At 72.8% G+C, this 17,240-nt stretch carries 9 protein-coding genes; 7 read left to right on the plus strand and 2 right to left on the minus strand.

Translation table 11 applies throughout. The annotated features are described in order from the left end of the window. Positions 1-96: 96 nt before the first annotated feature. From ACGFIB_RS15060 to ACGFIB_RS15075, 4 genes are all read left to right on the plus strand, one after another. Positions 97-789, plus strand: coding sequence for a TetR/AcrR family transcriptional regulator (locus tag ACGFIB_RS15060; protein ID WP_393371982.1), 693 nt, complete (start codon positions 97-99; stop codon positions 787-789). Positions 790-828: 39 nt separating this feature from the next. Then, positions 829-1,686, plus strand: a complete 858-nt coding sequence (locus ACGFIB_RS15065; RefSeq protein ID WP_393371985.1) for a class I SAM-dependent methyltransferase — start codon at positions 829-831, stop codon at positions 1,684-1,686. 159 nt (positions 1,687-1,845) lie between these two features. Further along, positions 1,846-3,417, plus strand: a complete 1,572-nt coding sequence (gene guaA, locus ACGFIB_RS15070; RefSeq protein WP_223867429.1) for a glutamine-hydrolyzing GMP synthase — start codon at positions 1,846-1,848, stop codon at positions 3,415-3,417. A gap of 130 nt (positions 3,418-3,547) precedes the next feature. Then, complete coding sequence (locus ACGFIB_RS15075; protein WP_393371988.1) at positions 3,548-4,768, plus strand: acyltransferase family protein; 1,221 nt, start codon at positions 3,548-3,550, stop codon at positions 4,766-4,768. Here the strand turns inward: ACGFIB_RS15075 and ACGFIB_RS15080 are convergent. Further along, complete coding sequence (locus tag ACGFIB_RS15080) at positions 4,707-5,444, minus strand: polysaccharide deacetylase family protein (RefSeq protein ID WP_142569133.1); 738 nt, start codon at positions 5,442-5,444, stop codon at positions 4,707-4,709. The two genes, ACGFIB_RS15075 and ACGFIB_RS15080, sit on opposite strands and share 62 nt — an antisense overlap. A 219-nt stretch (positions 5,445-5,663) precedes the next feature. On the opposite strand from ACGFIB_RS15080, the gene ACGFIB_RS15085 reads away from it, so the two are divergent. From ACGFIB_RS15085 to ACGFIB_RS15095, 3 genes are read left to right on the plus strand one after another with little or no spacing between them, the layout of a single operon-like run. Beyond that, complete coding sequence (locus ACGFIB_RS15085) at positions 5,664-7,709, plus strand: glycosyltransferase (protein ID WP_393371991.1); 2,046 nt, start codon at positions 5,664-5,666, stop codon at positions 7,707-7,709. Next, on the plus strand, positions 7,706-9,514 hold the full coding sequence (locus ACGFIB_RS15090) for a glycosyltransferase (RefSeq protein WP_393371994.1): 1,809 nt from the start codon (positions 7,706-7,708) through the stop codon (positions 9,512-9,514). The genes ACGFIB_RS15085 and ACGFIB_RS15090 overlap by 4 nt, the downstream gene beginning before the upstream one ends. Positions 9,515-9,560: 46 nt before the next feature. Continuing rightward, the gene (locus ACGFIB_RS15095) at positions 9,561-13,028 is read left to right on the plus strand and encodes a bifunctional glycosyltransferase/CDP-glycerol:glycerophosphate glycerophosphotransferase (RefSeq protein ID WP_393371997.1); all 3,468 of its coding nucleotides are present in this window, start codon (positions 9,561-9,563) and stop codon (positions 13,026-13,028) included. A 20-nt stretch (positions 13,029-13,048) separates the two neighbouring features. Here ACGFIB_RS15095 and ACGFIB_RS15100 read toward each other — a convergent pair whose 3' ends face one another. Continuing rightward, positions 13,049-17,233 (minus strand): NACHT and WD repeat domain-containing protein, encoded by a 4,185-nt coding sequence (locus tag ACGFIB_RS15100; RefSeq protein WP_393372000.1) that lies wholly within the window; start codon positions 17,231-17,233, stop codon positions 13,049-13,051. Positions 17,234-17,240 lie beyond the last annotated feature (7 nt).

The raw sequence follows: 17,240 nt of genomic DNA on the forward strand, positions 1-17,240 counted from the left end.
TCTCCTTCCCCCGGTCTCCGTAGGGGCATGGAACAGCAACTCGGTTAAACATGCAACCCGGTTAACTTTTCTCGGCGCTGCTGCTAGCCTGTGCGCATGGTCGAGGGGCTGCGCACGCGGAAGAAGGAGCGGACCCGCCAAGCCATCTCCGAGGCCGCGATCGCGATGTTCCTGGAACACGGCTTCGACCGGGTGGGCGTGGCCGAGATCGCGGCGGCGGCGGAGGTCTCCAAGCCCACACTGTTCCGGTATTTCCCCTCCAAGGAGGATCTGGTCCTGCACCGGATCGCCGACCACCGGGGAGAGGCGGCGGCCGTGGTGCGCGCCCGCCCGGCCGGGCGGACCCCGCTGGACGCGTTGCACGACGCCTTCATGGCCGGGCTGGACGCCCGTGAGCCGACCACCGGCCTGTGCGACCACCCGGCGGTGATGGCCTACCACCGCCTCGTGTTCGACACCCCCAGCCTGGCCTCCCGCGTGGCCGAGTACGCCGTGGCGGACACGGAGGCGCTGGCGCAGGCGTTGCGCGAGGCGGCAGGCCCCGACTCCGATCCCGTGCCGCACCCGACGTCGCGCCTGACGTCGCGCCTGACATCGCGGCTGACATCGCGGCTGACATCGCGGCTGGTGGCCGCGCAGTACGTCGCCGTCCGGCAGATCCTGGCCAGGGACAACTACGCGGCGCTGGCGTCCGGCCGGACGGCCGGTGAGGTGTACGGCGAGGCCGTCGCCGCCGCCGGCACCGCCTTCGAACTGCTACGGCACGGCGCGCGGGCACACGGCCTGTGACCCATCGCCAAGATCGCTGAGGCGGTCTACGCTCGACGGGTGCAGACCGAGGGGCCCAGCACGACCGCGCTCCACGCGGCGGCGGCGCGCGCCGCGCACCTGATCGTCGACGGGGAGCCGGTCGTCTTCCGCGACCCGTTCGCGTACGCCCTGCTGGGCGAGTGGGCCGACGACTGCCTGCGGCCGCACCGCGAGATGCCGGACCACCCCGTCGTCGCCGGGCTGCGTGCGGCCGTGGTCACCCGAGGCCGCTACACCGAGGACCGCCTGGCCGGCGCCGTACGGCGGGGCGTCCGCCAGTACGTGATCCTCGGCGCGGGGCTGGACACCTACGCCTGGAGGCCGGCCTCCGGGCCGGTGGAGGTCTTCGAGGTGGACCACCCGGGTACGCAGCGCTGGAAGCGGGAGGCGACCGCACGCGCGGGCCTCCCGGCGCCGCGCCGCCTCACGTACGTCCCTGCGGACATGGAGGCCGGGGAGTGTCCCGTCGACCGGCTCGTCGCGCACGGGTTCGACCCCGACCGGCCGGCGTTCGTGAGCTGGCTCGGCGTGACCGTCTACCTCACCCGCGAGGCCGTCGCGCGCACGCTGGCCGGGCTCGGCCGCCTCGCCCCCGGCAGTGAGATCGTCGTGGACCACCTGCTGCCCGAGGCGCTGCGCGGCCCGCGGGCCCGGGCGTACGCCGAGGCCCTGATGCCGCTGGTGGCGAAGGGCGGTGAACCCTGGCTGACGTTCCTGAGCCCGCGAGAGGCGGCGGACCTGCTGGAGGAGCACGGCTTCGAGGTGGCCGAGCAGGTGCCGGAGTGCGACGCCGCCGGCCCCGCCCTCCGGGAGCATGCGGACGCCCTGGCGTGCAGCGGGATCTCGGTGATCACCCACGCCCGCCGGAGGGCCTGACGGAGCCGGTCCACCGGGTGCGCGCACGGCATCCCGCACGGCATCCCGCACGGCATCCCGTATGGCATCGAGCAGGGGCATCGAGCAGGGGTATCGGGCGGGCGGTGGACGCCCGGGCGGGCAGCGTCACCGCGCCGATAGACTGGCGTCACCGCCTCGCTGCCTTCTTGGGGGTCCTTTCCAGTGTCTGAGTTCGACACGGTCCTCGTCGTGGACTTCGGCGCGCAGTACGCGCAGCTGATCGCACGACGGGTACGTGAGTGCCACGTCTACTCCGAGATCGTCCCATCGTCGATGCCGGTGTCGGAGATGCTGGCCAGGAAGCCCAAGGCGATCATCCTGTCCGGCGGCCCTTCCTCGGTGTACGCCGAGGGCGCCCCGCCGGTGCCCGACGGCCTGTTCGAGACCGGCGTGCCGACCTTCGGCATCTGCTACGGCTTCCAGGCCATGGCCCTGGCGCTCGGGGGCGAGGTCGCCAGGACCGGCTCCGCCGAGTTCGGCGGGACCGAGCTCAAGGTCCTTCAGGAAGGCCTGCTGTTCGCCGGCCTGCCCGTCGCCCAGACCGTCTGGATGTCGCACGGCGACTCCGTGGTCGGCGCCCCCGCGGGGTTCGCCGTCACCGCCGCCACCGACGCCACCCCGGTCGCCGCGATGGAGGACCCCTCGCGCGGTCTGTACGGCGTGCAGTTCCACCCCGAGGTGCTCCACTCCGAGCACGGGCAGCGGGTGCTCAAGCACTTCCTGGAGGCGGCCGGCTGCCGCCCCTCGTGGACCATGCTCAACATCGTCGAGGACGCCGTGGAGGCCGTGCGCGCCCAGGTGGGCGACGGCCGGGCCATCTGCGCGCTGTCGGGCGGCGTCGACTCCGCCGTCGCCGCCGCGATCGTCCAGCGGGCCATCGGCGACCGGCTGACCTGTGTCTTCGTCGACCACGGGCTGCTGCGCAAGGGTGAGGCCGAGCAGGTCGAGCGTGACTTCGTCGAGGTGACCGGCGTCAAGCTGCGCGTCGTGGACGCCGCCGAGCGCTTCCTCAAGGCGCTGTCTGGCGTCACCGACCCGGAGGAGAAGCGCAAGATCATCGGCCGGGAGTTCATCCGGGTCTTCGAGGACGAGCAGCGCGCGATCCTCGCCGACGGGCCGGTGGACTTCCTCGTGCAGGGCACGCTCTACCCCGACGTGGTCGAGTCCGGCGGCGGCACCGGCACCGCGAACATCAAGTCGCACCACAACGTGGGCGGCCTGCCCGACGACCTCAAGTTCGATCTGGTCGAGCCGCTGCGCACGCTGTTCAAGGACGAGGTGCGGCGGGCCGGCGAGGAGCTGGGCCTGCCCGCGGCGATGGTGTGGCGCCAGCCGTTCCCCGGGCCCGGCCTCGGCATCCGGATCATCGGCGAGGTCACCCGTGAGCGTCTCGACCTGCTGCGCGAGGCCGACGCCATCGCCCGCGAGGAGCTCACCCGGGCCGGTCTCGACCGGGACATCTGGCAGTGCCCGGTCGTGCTGCTCGCCGACGTCCGCTCGGTCGGCGTGCAGGGCGACGGCCGCACCTACGGCCACCCCGTGGTCCTGCGGCCGGTGACCTCCGAGGACGCCATGACCGCCGACTGGGCGCGCGTGCCGTACGACGTGCTGTCGCGCATCTCGACCCGGATCACCAACGAGGTCCGCGAGGTCAACCGGGTGGTCCTCGACGTGACGAGCAAGCCGCCGGGCACCATCGAGTGGGAGTGATCCCGGCTCGTCGCGCCCGGCCGAGCCCGGTGTGTCGAGCCCGGCTCGTCGAGCGCGGATGAACGGACGCGGGGCAATGAGCCGGGATCAATCGGTGTGATCCCGGCCGTGCCGGATAGAGTGGCGCGGTGTGATTGCCACTCCCCAAGCCACCGATCGGTCGGGCACCAAGGTCGCCAGGCTCGCGTGGCTCGACGCCCTGCGGGGGATCGGCGCGATGGCGGTGGTCGCCGAGCACGCGCTGCCCTGGCTCATGCCGTCGCTGCGCCCCTACTGGTTCAGCCTCGGCATGTACGGCGTGCTGGTCTTCTTCCTGGTTAGCGGATACATCATCCCCGCCTCCCTGGAGAACAGGGGTGACGTCGGAGCGTTCTGGACCAGCCGGGTGTTCCGGCTGTACCCGCTCTACCTGCTGGTGATCGCCGCCGTGCTCGTCATGGCGTTCTGGGTTCCCGTGCGCCCGCAGGTGCCCCGGGATCTGTCGGCCGTGGCCGCGCACATGAGCATGCTGCTCGACGTCGTCCACACCGGCGCCCTGGCCGACCCGATGTGGACGCTCTCCTACGAGATGGTGTTCTACCTGCTGGTGACCGCGCTGTTCGCGGGCGGGGTGCACCGGCGCAGCGGCACGCTGGCGATCGCCTTCGGCGTCGTGGCGGTCGCCGCCGGGCTGGTGCTGTCGGCGCCGCTGCTGCCGGGGCCGTGGCCCGCCGTCGCCGCCTGCGTGCTGTTCCTCGCCGGCCTGGCCTGCCTGATCACCGGCCGGTTCCGCACGGTCGCGGCGTACGCGCTGGGCCTGATGGCGCTCGTGCTGCTCGTGTTCGGCAGCTTCGTGCCGTGGTTCGGTGCGGCCATCCTCGCGGTGATGTTCACAGGAACGGCCCTGTACCGGTGGGAACGGGGCACGGGCGGGCTCGGCCCGGTCGTGGCCGCGGCGGCCCGGGTGGCCGCCGCGCCGGTGTGGTCGATCCAGGCGGGCTGGTGGTGGGTGCAGCCCGACGTGTGGATCACCACGATCGTCCTCGCCGGCGGGACGTTCGCGCTCGGCATGGTGCTGCGCGGGCGGCGCGTCCCCGGCGTGCTGACCTGGCTCGGCCTGATCAGTTACTCGGTCTACCTGGTGCACCACCCACTGCTCAAGTATCTGAACGCGCTCGCCGGCGACCTGCGGTCGCTTACGCCGACCGGCCGGGCCGTCGCCGCGCTCGGCTACCTCGTAGTGCTGCTCACGCTGAGCTGGCTCACCTACCGCTTCGTGGAGGCGCCGGCCCAGGCGCTGGGCCGCAGGATCAGTCGACGGCGGTCGTCGTCTCCACCCCCGGCTGGTCGGGATATACCTGTCCCGGGGTGAGCTCCTGGCCTTCGAGCAGGGTGGACACCGTGACGAAGCTGTAGCCCTCCGCGGTCAGCATCTGGAGCACCTCGGGCATCGACTCCACGGTCTCCTTCACGGTCTCGTGCATCAGCACGACCTCGCCCTCCCCGGCCACGTCCAGGGCCCGGTTGGTGAGAAAGTCCACATGCCGGTAGTCCTTGATGTAGTCCTTCGTGGCGGTCGTGCCGGGCACCTGGAGGAGCCCGAACTTGGCGGTGATCTCCTCCACGCCGCCGTTGCGCAGCCCGCCGGGCGCGCGGAAGAGCTTCGGCGCCTTGCCCGTCGTCTTCTGGATCAGCCGCTGGGTGTCGCCGATCTTCTTGTTGATCTCGGCGTACTTGAGTGAGGTCAGGTAGGTGCCGTCCCACGAGTGGTTGCCGATCTCGTGGCCCGACTTGGCGATCAGCTGAGTGAGCTTCGGGTGCTTCTTCACCTCCGAGCCGATGACGAAGAACGTCGCCTTCGCCTTGTATTCGGAAAGGGTCTTCAGCAGCGTCTGCACGTACGGCCCCGGACCGTCGTCAAAGGTCAGGGCGATGCATTTGTGGGTCGCGCAGTACGGCTCATCGGTCCCGCGAGCCTGCGCAGGGGTGGCGGTGGCCGCGGCGAGAGCGCACGCGACAGCCAGAGGGATCAGACGACGTACAGCCATGGGGTACTCCTCGGGGGGATCTATAACGCGGCATCGTAACGCGCTTCGGGTTGCTTCCTCCTCTTCAGTCCGATTTCGTACGGCCCGGAAACCTTCGTCCACCTGGGACGGGAGCGATTAAACCTTCGACCAAGGAAGGGGCTAAGCCTGCCCCCGCACGAGTGGGGTTCGCGATGCTGGGCCGGTCGGAAGAGGAACCGGGCAGCGTGAGGAGGGCGGGTGACGCGAACCGCCACCCGGTCGGCGTGGGGGACGTGGATCGGGTTCGAGTCCTGTCCCATGCTGCTCGGCCGCCTGGTCGAGGGCTTCGCCGGTCCCTGGACCCCGCTGGACGACGTCCCCGTCCCCGGCCTTGCGGCAGCTCCGGTGGGCGACGCGGGCGATAGCCGGGACGAGAGCCGGGACGAGAGCCGGGACAAGAACCGGGACGAGAGCCGGGACGCGGCACAGGGCGAGACACGGGACGCGGAGCCGGGCGCGACCGGCGCGATCGGATGCGTCGTGCTCGCCGCGCGGTCCCCGGCCGACCTGCGCAGGGCGGTGCCGCTGCGCGGTCTGCTGCCCGCCACGACGCGGGTGCGGATCGCCGTCGCCGACGTGCCGCCCTGGGCGGCCCAGCCGCTGCCGGTCGCCGCGCCGGGCGCCTGCTGGCGACACCTGACCGAGATGCGGGTCTCCCGCCGCGGGCGCGGCTGGCACCTGGACGCCGCCTTCACCGAGCCGGTGCCGGCCGGTGACGTCGTGGCCCACGTCGCGAACGGCCTGTTCGGCGGATGCGAGGCGGTCACCCCGGTCGCGGGGCTGGAGGGCGGTGTCACCGCCGACTGGCGGCCCGGCGACCCCAACGTGACGCTGACGCCACCCGGCGGGCCGGTGCCGGACCGCCGCGACGCCCCCGGCTGCGACCTGCCGCTGCGCCGGGCTGAGGCAGACGGTTGTGTGCTTGCAGGTCCTGTGGTTACGGGTCCTGTGGGTGCCGGTCCGGTGGCTGCGGGCTCTGTGGTTGCGGGTCCGATGGCTGCGTCTGTGGGTGCCGGTCCCGTGGTCGACCGCCCGGTCGCCGCCGGCCTGCCGCCGTTGGACGAGGCCGTGGTCAACCCCATCGGATTCCGCCGGCATCCCTCGCAGGAGACGGCGGCGCTCGCCGCGCACCGGGACGGGTTCGTCGTCACCCTCGGCGGCAACAGGCTCGTGCGGCTGCCGGCCAGTGGGCGGGTCACGGACGTGGACGTCGCCCGCCTGCGGGACGTGCGCGGCATCGAGGTGCCCGCGCTCGACGCGCAGGCGGGGCAGGGGCGGGCGAGCGCGGTCGCCCGCGTCGTGGCCGCCCTCTCGGCCGCCGGGATCCCGGTGCTCGCCGCGCCGGACCCGGCCCGCGACCGGGCGCTGGGCCCCGCGCTCGCCGCCGCGCTCGCCGCCGTGACCGGCGAGGCGCTCGCGTCCGACCTGCGCCGCGAGGAGCTGAGCATCCGGTTGCGCAGGGCCGCGCTGCGCGAGCACGGGGCCGCGGCCCGCTGGCGGCGTCTGGCCCTGGCGGCCGGCCTGCCGGTGCCGCCGGATCCGAAGGTCTCGATCCTGCTGTGCACGCGACGCCCGGAGATGGTGCCGTTCGCGGTCGAGCAGATGGAGCGCCAGCGCGGCGTGAGTGCCGAGCTGATCGTGGGGCTCCACGGCTTCACCGCGCGGGAGGCGGCGATCCCCCGCACGAGGCTGCCGGTAACCGTGATCGAGGCCCCCGCCGCGACGCCGTTCGGGGAGGTTCTGAACCGGATGGCGGCCGTCGCCTCCGGGTCGTACCTCGCGAAGGTGGACGACGACGACTGGTATGGGCCCGACCACCTCGCCGACCTCCTGCTCGCCCGGCGCTACAGCGGCGCCCACCTCGTCGGCTCGGCCGCGGAGTTCGTCTACCTGGAGTCGCTCGACGTGACGATCAGGAGGTGCATCGGCACGGAGCGGTTCGCGCCGCTGGTGGCCGGGGGCACGATGCTGGTCACCCGGGCGGCGTTCGAGGCGGCCGGCGGCTTCCGGCCGCTGGCGAGGACCGTGGACGGTCAGCTGCTGCAGGCGGTGGAGGCCGTCGGCGGCCGGATCTACCGCACCCACGGCCTCGGCTACGTGCTGCGCCGCCGCAGCGCGTACGGCCACACCTGGCGCCAGCCCGTGCAGTCGTTCCTCGCGTCCTACCAGGAGCAGTGGCGCGGGCTGGTCTTCAACGAACTGATGGAGGACGGTGCCCGATGGCGGGCGGAGGTGAGGACGTGACGGGGGCTGCGCGCATCCCGCTCAACGACTACGGGGTGCTCGGAGAGCCACCCGCGCCGGGGGAATGGACTCCCACACTCACGGTGAGCGTGGTGATCCCCGCATACCGCGCGGAGCGCACGCTGCCGCTGACGCTGGCCAGCCTGGCCCGGCAGACCTACCCGGCCCACCTCATGGAGGTCGTGGTGGTGGACGACGGCGAGCGGCTCATGGAGCCGCCGCCGGAGTCATCGCCCGAGTCGGCGGCCGGGCCGCTGCCGGAGCGGCTGCGGGTGGTCCGCCCGCGCGGCGGGGCATGGGGGAGGGCGAGCGCGTGCGCGGCGGGGGCGGAGGCGGCCCAGGGCGAGGTGATCCTCTACCTGGACGCCGACCTCGTGCTGTTTCCCGAGCACGTGGAGGCCCAGATGCGCTGGCACCATCTGGCCGACTACCTGGTCGTGCTCGGGCACCTGCGGTTCGTGCCCGGCCTCGACGAGGTCCCGGCGAGCGAGGTGCTCGCGGCCGTCGAGGCGGGAGCGGTGCCCAAGCTCTTCGCCGAGCAGGACGCCACGCCGCAGTGGACCGAACGGCGCTGGGACCAGACCGACGACCTGCGGACGGCCGGTTTCGGCGCCTTCTCCGTCATGGTCGGGGCCACCGCGTCGCTGCCCGCCCGCCTGCTGCGCGCCGCCGGAGGGCTGGACGCCTCGCTCGTCCTCGGCGAGGACACCGAACTCGGCTACCGGCTGGCCCAGGCGGGGGCCGTGTTCGTGCCCGACCGGCTCAGCCGGTGCTGGCACCTCGGCCGGTCCACCGTCATGCGCCGGGAGCCCGACGTGAAGCGGCACAACTGGCCCCACCTCGCCGAGCGCGTCCCGAGCTTCCGCTGGCTGCGCAGGCACCCCCAGCGCACCTACCTCGTGCCGTACGTCGAGGTCGTGGTCGAGGTGGGGGACGCGTCGTTCGAGGAGGTCAGGGCGACCGTCGACGCCGTGCTCGCCGGGCGGCTGCCCGACGTGCGGGTGACGGTCGTCGGGCCGTGGGGACGGCTCGGCGGCGGGCGGCGGGATCCGCTCGGCGACCCCTCGCTCGACCTTCGGCTGGTGCTCGCGTGCTACCAGGGCGAGCCGCGCGTCCGGTTCCGCGAGGCAGTGCCGGACGACTGCTTCCCCGTGCCGTTCCGCTTCCACTGCCCGCCCGGCTGGGTGCCGTCGCGCGGCGCCATCGGCTCGGTGGTCAAGCACGCCGACCGGCAGCGGCTCGGGATCGTCTCGCTCGCGCTGGACGAGCGCGAGGACGGCCGTGTCGTGCACGCCCGGCTTGAGCGGACCGCCGCGATACGCCGCGCCCGCCACTGCGCAGGGCCGGGGGACGACCTCGGCGACCTGGTCCACGAGATGCACGGCACGGTGTGGGACGCGGGCGACAAATGGGGGTTCCTGCCCGCCGCGCTCACCGCGACGACCGCCCCGACGGCGCCCGGCCGCGCCTGGACCGACGCTCTCGGTGAGACGGGCGCTCGTGGTGAGACGGGCGCTCGTGGTGAGACGGGCCGTCGCGGTAAGGCGGGCCCTCGCGGTGAGGGGGGCGCTCGCGGTGACGCTGGTGCTACCGGCGAGGCGGGCGCTCGCGGAGTGGCCGGGGCCGCGAGGGCGCTCCGCAGTCGCAGTCCCCGCCGCCGGGACGGGCTGAGCCTCTCCGGGCCCAGGCCGCTGCACCGCACCGCCCGGCTGCACCGCACCGCCCGGCTGCGCCACACCGCCCGGTTGCGCCGCACCGCCCGGCGGCTCCGCAGGCGCCTGCGCGCGCTCGTGCGCCCGGCCTGAGCCGCGCGTTTTCCGCCCGCCGCTTCGCCGACCCTAAGGACCGCCCGTGCCCCGCCTCAGCGTGATCATCCCGATCTACGACGTGGAACCGTACCTCGCCGGTTGCCTGGCCTCGGTCGCCGCGCAGACCTGGCAGGACATCGAGGTCGTCATGGTCGACGACGGCTCGCCCGACGGCAGCGCCGGGATCGCCGCCGGCTTCGCGGCGCACGACGGCAGGTTCCGGCTGGTCCGCCAGACCAACGCGGGGCTCGGCGCGGCGCGCAACACGGGCATTCGGCACGCGACCGGGGAGCACCTGATGTTCCTCGACGGCGACGACCTGCTGCCGGCGCACGCCCTCGAATGCCTCCTGGCATCCCTGGAACAGACGGGATCGGACCTCGCCGCGGGCAACGTGCTGCGCCTCGACGGGCGCGGCGCCCGCCAGTCGGCCATGCACCGGGCCGTCTTCGCCGACGCCGCCGCGGCCACGCACATCACCCGGGCGCACGCGCTCCTGCGCGACCGGCTGGTCACCAACAAGCTGTGGCGCCGCTCGTTCTGGGACGCCCACGGGTTCGCCTTTCCCGAAGGCGTGCTCTACGAGGACATCGCGGTGGCCCTGCGCGCCCACTTCCTGGCACGGGCCGTGGACGTGCTGCCCACGCCGGTCTACCTGTGGCGGCGACGCGAGGGCGGCGGCCGCTCGATCACCCAGGACAAGACGCGGGCCGCGCATCTGGAGGACCGGTTCGCGGCCGTCACCGAGGTCCGCCGCTTCCTCAGCGAGCACAACTTCACCGCGCACATCCACGCCTGGGACCACGCCGTGCTCGACGGCGACCTCACGAACTTCCTCGACGTGCTCGACCAGGCCTCCCCGGCGTTCCGGGAGCGCTTCCTCGACCTCGCCGGCCTGTACCTGGAGGACGTGGCGCCGCCCGTGCTCGACGGATTGCCCGCGCTGCGGCGGCTGCAGTGGCATCTGGTGCGGCTGCGCCGCCCGGACGACCTGCTGGAGGTCCTGGCCTGGGACCGGGAGACGACACCGGACCGGCGGCTCGTCCGCAGGATGGGCGGCCACCATCTGAACGTGCCCTTCGCCCGCACCGCCGACCGCGAGATCCCCGCCGCCGTGACCCGGGCCAGGGACGAACTCGTCCCGCGGCACCGCATCGACGCGGTCCGCTGGGAGAACGGCGTGCTCGTGGTGGAGGGACGCGCGGCCTCGCCGTTCCTGCGCCCCACCCGGCGGGTCCACCAGCAGGTCTTCGCCGCCCTCGTCCACGAGCGCACGGGGAAGCGCGTCCGGGTGCCGGCCTCCGTCATCAGGACCCGGGTGTCCACGAAGTCGAAGGAGCGCGACTGGGGCGGCTTCCGGCTCGCCATCGACCCCGCCGCGCTGGCCAGGCCCGGCCGGCTCGGGCGGTGGCACGTCGAGCTGCGCGTGCTCCACCGGGGCGTCCTGCGGCGCGGACGGCTGACCGACCCGCGCGCCGACGCCTCGGCCGTCGAGCAGGCGGGCTATCGCACCGTGGGCCCCGACCACTACGTCGCGCCGCTGCTCGGGGAGACCGGCGTCCTCGTGCTGCGGGCCGAGCGGGAGACCGCCCGCGTCGTCACGCGGGAGGTGCGCGACGACCGCCTGCGCCTGGTGGGTCATGTCGTCAACGACCTCGGCCCGAGCCCGGTGCTCCAGGTCACCCGGCGCCCCGGAGGCGTTCCCCGCGTCTATCCCGTGCACGTCGACCGGCGTACGTTCGAGGCCGTCGTCGACCTGCGGGACCTGCTGCCCGCGTCTCCGGCCCCGTGGATCGCCGTGCCGGCGGAGGTCGCCGCGCCCGAGGCGTGGTGGGAGGTCGAGGTGCGGGCCGCCGACGGCACCGTGACGCCCGTGACCGTCGCCGAGGACGTGCCCACCGGCCGGTACGGCCTGGCCGGTCGCGAGGTCGTCGTGACCCGCGACCGCACCGGCGGCCTGGTGCTGCGGGACCAGCCCGTCGCCGCGTACGCCGACCTCGCCGAATGGCTGCCCGCGCACCGGGGAGGCGGCGGCGAGTTGCTCATCGAGGGCGGCCTCGCGGTGCCGCACGAGATGTCGGCGCTGGTGGTGGCCGCCCTCGGCTCCAGCGCCCCGGGGCGGGCGGAGCGGCTGCTGCCGATCGAGGGAGCGGGCACCCGCTTCCGGGCGCGGCTGACACCCGAGCAGGCCGGCTCGCCCGCCGGGCCGCTGCCGCTGCCGCGCGGCCGGTACGCCCTGGCGGTCCGGGCACGCGCCGCCGGGGGAGAGTGGACGGACCTGCCGCTGGAGTTCGACACGGACGTGCCGGCGGCCCACCAGACGGCCCGCCGCACGTTCGGGATCGTCATGTCGGGTCCGGGCCGGGCCGTGCTGACCGTGAGCGGCGACCTGACCGGCGACGAGCGTGGCAGGAAGGCTCAGCGGGCGTTGCGCACGAGGACCTATCCCGAGATGAGGGACAGGCCGCTGCGGGACGCCGTCCTGTTCGACGGCGGCGCGGGCACCCGCTTCGGCGGCAGTCCGAGGGCGGTCTGCGAGGAACTGCGCCGCCGGGAACCCGACCTGCCCCTGCTGTGGAACGTGCGGGACGGCCAGGTCGCCCTGCCCGGCGACGTCGAACCGGTGCGCACGTCGGGACGGGAGCACTACGAGGCACTCGCCCGGTGCCGCTACATCGTCACCGACGCGCCGCTGCCGCCGTGGTTCGAGCGCAGGCCCGGTCAGGTGGTCGTGCAGACCTGGCAGCAGCCCGTGCACGCGGCCGGCGCCTCGGTGCACGGTTCTTCCTGCGATCGCCCCGCCGCCGGTTCTGCCGGCGGTTCCGCGCCCGGTGCGGCGGACGGCTTCCGCGCGGGTCAGTGGACCCATCTCGTCTCCGCGGGCCCGTGGTGGACGCCGCTGCTGCGGCGCACGTTCGGCTTCGAGGGAGAGGTGCTGGAGACCGGCCTGCCCTGCGACGACCTGCTGACCGGAGCCGGCGCCCGGGAGCGCGCCGACGAGGTGCGGCGCCGCCTCGGCCTGCCGGGCCGCGCCCGCGTCCTGCTGTACGTCGCGGGGGAGCACGACACGCTCGACGCCGGACGCCTGGCGGCGCGACTCACCGGCGACGATGTCCTGCTGGTCCGTCACCCGGCGGGGACCGGGACGGACGGCGTCCGCCTGCGGGACGTGAGCGGCCATCCCGACCCGCACGAGCTTTACCTCGCCGCCGACGTCCTGATCGCCGGGGACGTGGCGGCGGTGTTCGACTTCGCCGTGACGGGACGCCCGGTGCTCCTGCACGCCGGCCGGCCGCGGGACCTGTGGCTGCTGCCCGAGGCGCCGGGGCCGGTGCTGCACGGTAACGCCTGGGGTGGTGCCGGGGGAGAAGGCGAGGTGCTCGACGCGCTCGCGCACCTCGGCGAGGTCGCGGCCAAGCACCGGGACGCGTACGCCGCGTTCCTGGCGAGGTATCGCCCGATGGCCGACGGGCAGGCCGCCCGCCGGGTGGCGGACGCCCTGTTCGGCTGACCGCCGCACGCCGGCCCCCCTCAGTTCGAACCGCAGCCCATATCCTCGGGGGCCGGCGTTCCTGGCAGGTAGCGCTGCCACTCCTCCTTGGTCAGGGAACGGCCTGCGACCGCGCAGACGGCCCTTCTCGGATCCGCGGGAAGGTCGGTCGCCCACAGGCGTACGGTCCCGTCGTCGCCCGCACTGGCGAGGATCTTCCCATCCGGGCTGAACACCACGGACGTGACGGCTCCCGGATGAGCTTTGATCGGGTTGCCGACAGCGCGCCGGGTGGACACGTCCCACAGCCGGATCTCCCCGTCACGGCCTCCGGTGGCTAGGACCCGCCCGTCGATGCTGAACGCGGCGGCGCCGGCGCCGCCGGCGTGCGCCGGCCACGGTGTGCCGACGTGTTTTCGGGTGGCCAGGTCCCACAATCCGATCTCGCCGAAGCTCTCGTCCGTGGGATCGAGTGAGAGCGTCACCGCGTACCGGCCGTCGCTGTCGATTCTCACGGCTTCGACATATGCGTTCTCTCGGGTGGAGCGGCCGGTCGCCACGTCCCAGAAGCGCAGCACTCCGTCCACTCCGGCGGAGACCAGGGTCGTGCGGTCGGGGCTGAAGGCCATGTCGACGATGCCGTCGATCGGCCCGGTGACGACCGTGCCGTCCGGGTCGTATCCCGAATAACCTTCACCATGCCCGGTCATGACCGGGCTGAGCGGGTGTCCGGTGGCCGGATCCCAGACCTGGATGTCGTTCTTGCTGGAGATCGCGACCGCGCGCCAGTCCGGGCTGAAGGCGATCAGCCGCATCGCCGCGTCCGGCAGCGGCAACGAGGCTCCCGTGCGGCGGCCTGAGTCCCTGTCCTCGAGCACGAGCCTCCCGGCTTCCTCGACGGCGACGGTTCGGCCGTCGGGGGAGACGGCGAACGTGCCTGCCGGCAGAGCCGGCGCCCGCTCGGCGCGTGTCGTCCACTGCTGGAGTTCGTCCCCCACGGCCACCGTAAGCAGATGGCCCTCGGGACTGAAGGACAGGACCCGGGAGTCGCGCTCGAAGGGGGTCTCGGCTGTGCTCAGTGCGATGGGATCGCCGACCTCGGCCAGGAGTCGGGTGTTCCAGAGCCGCCCGGTGTCGTCGCCGGCCAATGTCCACAAACGGGTTCCGTCGGTGGTGAAGCCCAAGGAGGTGATGGTATCCCTGTGGCCGGTCACGGTGGTGCCCGTGAGGCGGTGGGTCCTGATATCCCAGTATTGGACGCTTCGATCGGTGGCCGTGGCGAGCGTTGAGCCGTCGAGGCTGACGGCGAGCATGTCGATCTTTCCCGAGCGGATGGGAGCACCAAGAGGGCGGAGCGAGGTGGACCGCCAGAGAAGGATCTCGCCGCCGTGATACGTCGCCAGGACGCCGCCGCCCAGGGCCGGCAGGTCCGCCTTGACGGGGACGGCCCGCGACCGCCGGCCCGTGACCCGGTCCCACAGGGATACGGTTGCACCCTCCCTGACGATGACGGTGCGGCCGTTGGGACCGAATGCCGTCATCCGCGCGTCGGAAGATACGCTCAGCGGCCTGCCCACGGGCCTGCCCGTCGCGACCTCGTAGAACCGGATCCGGTAATCCAAGGTGGCTACGGCGATGAGGGTGCCGTCCGGGCTGAAGCCGACGGTGTCGACACGGCCGTCCGCGTCGGACACGTCGGGGACCGGCATGATGGGCGCGGCGATCGGCTTGCGAGAGGAGACGTCCCACAGGCGCACCTTGTGATCCTGCCCCACGCTGGCGAGGACCTTGCCGTCCGGGCTGAACAGCGTGTGGTAAACCGCCCCGGTGTGCGCGTCCGGCAGGGTGCCGAGCATCCTGCGCGTCCGCACGTCCCACACCTCGATCGTGTCGCCGGCGCCGGTTGTGACGAGGGTGTCGCCGTCGGGGCTGAACGCCGCCGCGGACGAGGCGGGCATCACGGCGTGCGCCGTGGTGGCCAGGAAGTCGAGCATGCCCTGCCTGGCTTCGTCGCTGTGCCGGATCTGCCAGGACGCCGCGGCCAGCAGACCCGATACGAGGGGGTCGCTCTGCCGTACGGCGTGGCTCCGGTTGATGATTGTCTCAGCCAGGCTGTGGGCTTCGGACGCGGCCCGCACGTCGTTGAGCCTCACCCAGGCGGCGCCCGCGATCACGGGAACCGTCACCGCCACGACGAGCCCCGTGACGCCGGTCCTGCGCACTTTCCGGTACGAGGCGGTGAGGAACGCTTCTGATGCCGGTTCGAGCCGCGGGTAGCGGTCGCGGTCGTCCGCGTTCCAGCGGGCCAGGACCTTCTTGACCCTCCTGAGCCGGCGGAAACCGTAGAGCGAGTCGCGGTCGCGCGCGTTCCGCTTCCAGCGTTGCGCGTCCTGGTTCAGCTCGGCGACGAGCAGCCGGCCTTGCTCGTCACCCTTCAGCCACTCCCTCAGGCGCGGCCAGGCCCTCAGCAACACGTCGTGGGAGATCTCGGCCTCGTCCCTGCGCAGCACGACCAGCCGCATCGCGGCGAACTTCTCCAGAACAGCCCGGGACTTCGCGTCGTCCACCCGGATGGCTCGCCGGACGTGGCCGTCGTACGTGAGCTCGGTCAGGCGTTGGAAGAGCCGGGGGACCAGGTTCTGCTGGTGACTGGGCAGGGACCGGTAGACCTCTTCGGCGGCGGAGAACACCGCCTTCTCGACACCGCCCGTGGCGGCGTAACCGTGGCGGGTGAGCCGGTTGCCCTCCCGCTGCCGCCAGGTCATCAGCATCGCCTGGGACAGCAGCGGCAGCGCGCCTTCGTTGTTGGGGCGAGACCGGAGATCGTCCATGATCATATCGGTCAGGCCGGCCTCCAGCTCCAGGCCCGCCTCCTCGGCCGGCCCCGTGATGGCCCTGAGCCGTTGGTCGTCCTCCATGGGGCCGAGCGTGAACGACTGGGAGTTCTGGGCCCTGTTCAGAACCTTGTGCCTCGTACAGTGGCCCCAGAAGTCGTCACGCAGGCCGAGCACGACCACGGCCGGTGGGTGGTCTTCCGGGCCGACGGGCTTCTCTGTGATGGAGCGCAGGATCTCCAGGAGGGTGGTGACCTGGCCGGGCGATCGGATGGCGGCGATCGTGAAGATCTCCTCGAACTGGTCGATGATCAGGATCAGCCGTCCCGCCCGTCCTCCTTCCGCGTGCTGGAGGAGGAGCGGGTAGATGAGCTCGTGTGCACGGTGAGGCTCGTCGGCGAGTCTTTCGAGAGATGCGGCGGCTCCGGCACCGAACACCGCGGTGAGGTGGGCGATCAGTTCGGACAGCGGGGAGGCGGTCGGAGTGAGCGTCGCGCTCGGCCATCGCGCGGCCTCGGGCAGCGCGTCGTGCCCGCGCGCCAGGCAGGCGGCGAGCCCGGCACGCAGCAGGGACGTCTTGCCCGAGCCCGACGCCCCTGCCAGCAGGAGCAGACTGGGGCCGGCCGGCTTGGCGGCCATCGCCTTGATCAGGTCATCGGTCACCTTCTCGCGGCCGTGGAACAGGGGGAAGTCATCCTCGTCGTACGGCTCCAGCCCTTTGTAGGGGCATCCGGGCGGCATGCGGGCGGTGCTGATGGGGGTGAGTGCCGTGGTCGCCAGCTGCGTCTCACGGATCTGTTCAAGACGGACGTTCACGTCGTGGAGGACGTCGCCGTGCCTTCCCAGGGTGCGTTCGATCCTGGACAGCGCCTCGCCGATGAACGCGAATTCGGAGAACTGCGCGCTCAGCAATCTGAGCGCCTCCGCCGCCCCCGTGAGCTCACCGTCGACGGCCGCCTTCTGGACGACCGCCTGCGCGTCCGTCACGCGTAACAGGTGGGCGAGCTCACTCCGCAATTCGATCGCGTCGTCGTTGTCCGCTTCCAGGACCGCGCGGATTGCCTGCAGCAGGTCGGCCTCGACTTCCTCGGCGCTGGGCTTCCTGGTGCGCGCCTTGGCGGCGACTTCGCCGATCAGATCGCTGAGGATGTTGGTGCCCACGTTGGTAAGGGTCTGGAACACCTCAGAGCCGATGCCCCCTGACGCGACGGCGAGGAAGATCGGAGCCAGGGCGGAGGCGGCGAGCGTGCCGAGCACCGCGTTCGCGGTCCAGCGTTTCGCTCTCCCCCGGGCGGGTTTCTCGCCGCGGGTGCGGGTGATCCAGCGGCGAACGCCCTGGTGAACCTCTTCGCGTACGGTCTCGGGAAGCTCGTTATCGCCCTGCCTGCCCATGTGTCCG

The sequence above is a fragment of the Microbispora bryophytorum genome (assembly GCF_043197435.1).
GTDB classification, from domain to species: Bacteria; Actinomycetota; Actinomycetes; order Streptosporangiales; family Streptosporangiaceae; genus Microbispora; species Microbispora bryophytorum.

Bases quoted from the DNA above. Each gene is read 5' to 3' on its own strand.
- ACGFIB_RS15080 (WP_142569133.1), bottom strand. From the start codon at position 5,444: ATGGCTGTACGTCGTCTGATCCCTCTGGCTGTCGCGTGCGCTCTCGCC.
- ACGFIB_RS15100 (WP_393372000.1), bottom strand. From the start codon at position 17,233: ATGGGCAGGCAGGGCGATAACGAGCTTCCCGAGACCGTACGCGAAGAG.
- ACGFIB_RS15060 (WP_393371982.1), top strand. From the start codon at position 97: ATGGTCGAGGGGCTGCGCACGCGGAAGAAGGAGCGGACCCGCCAAGCC.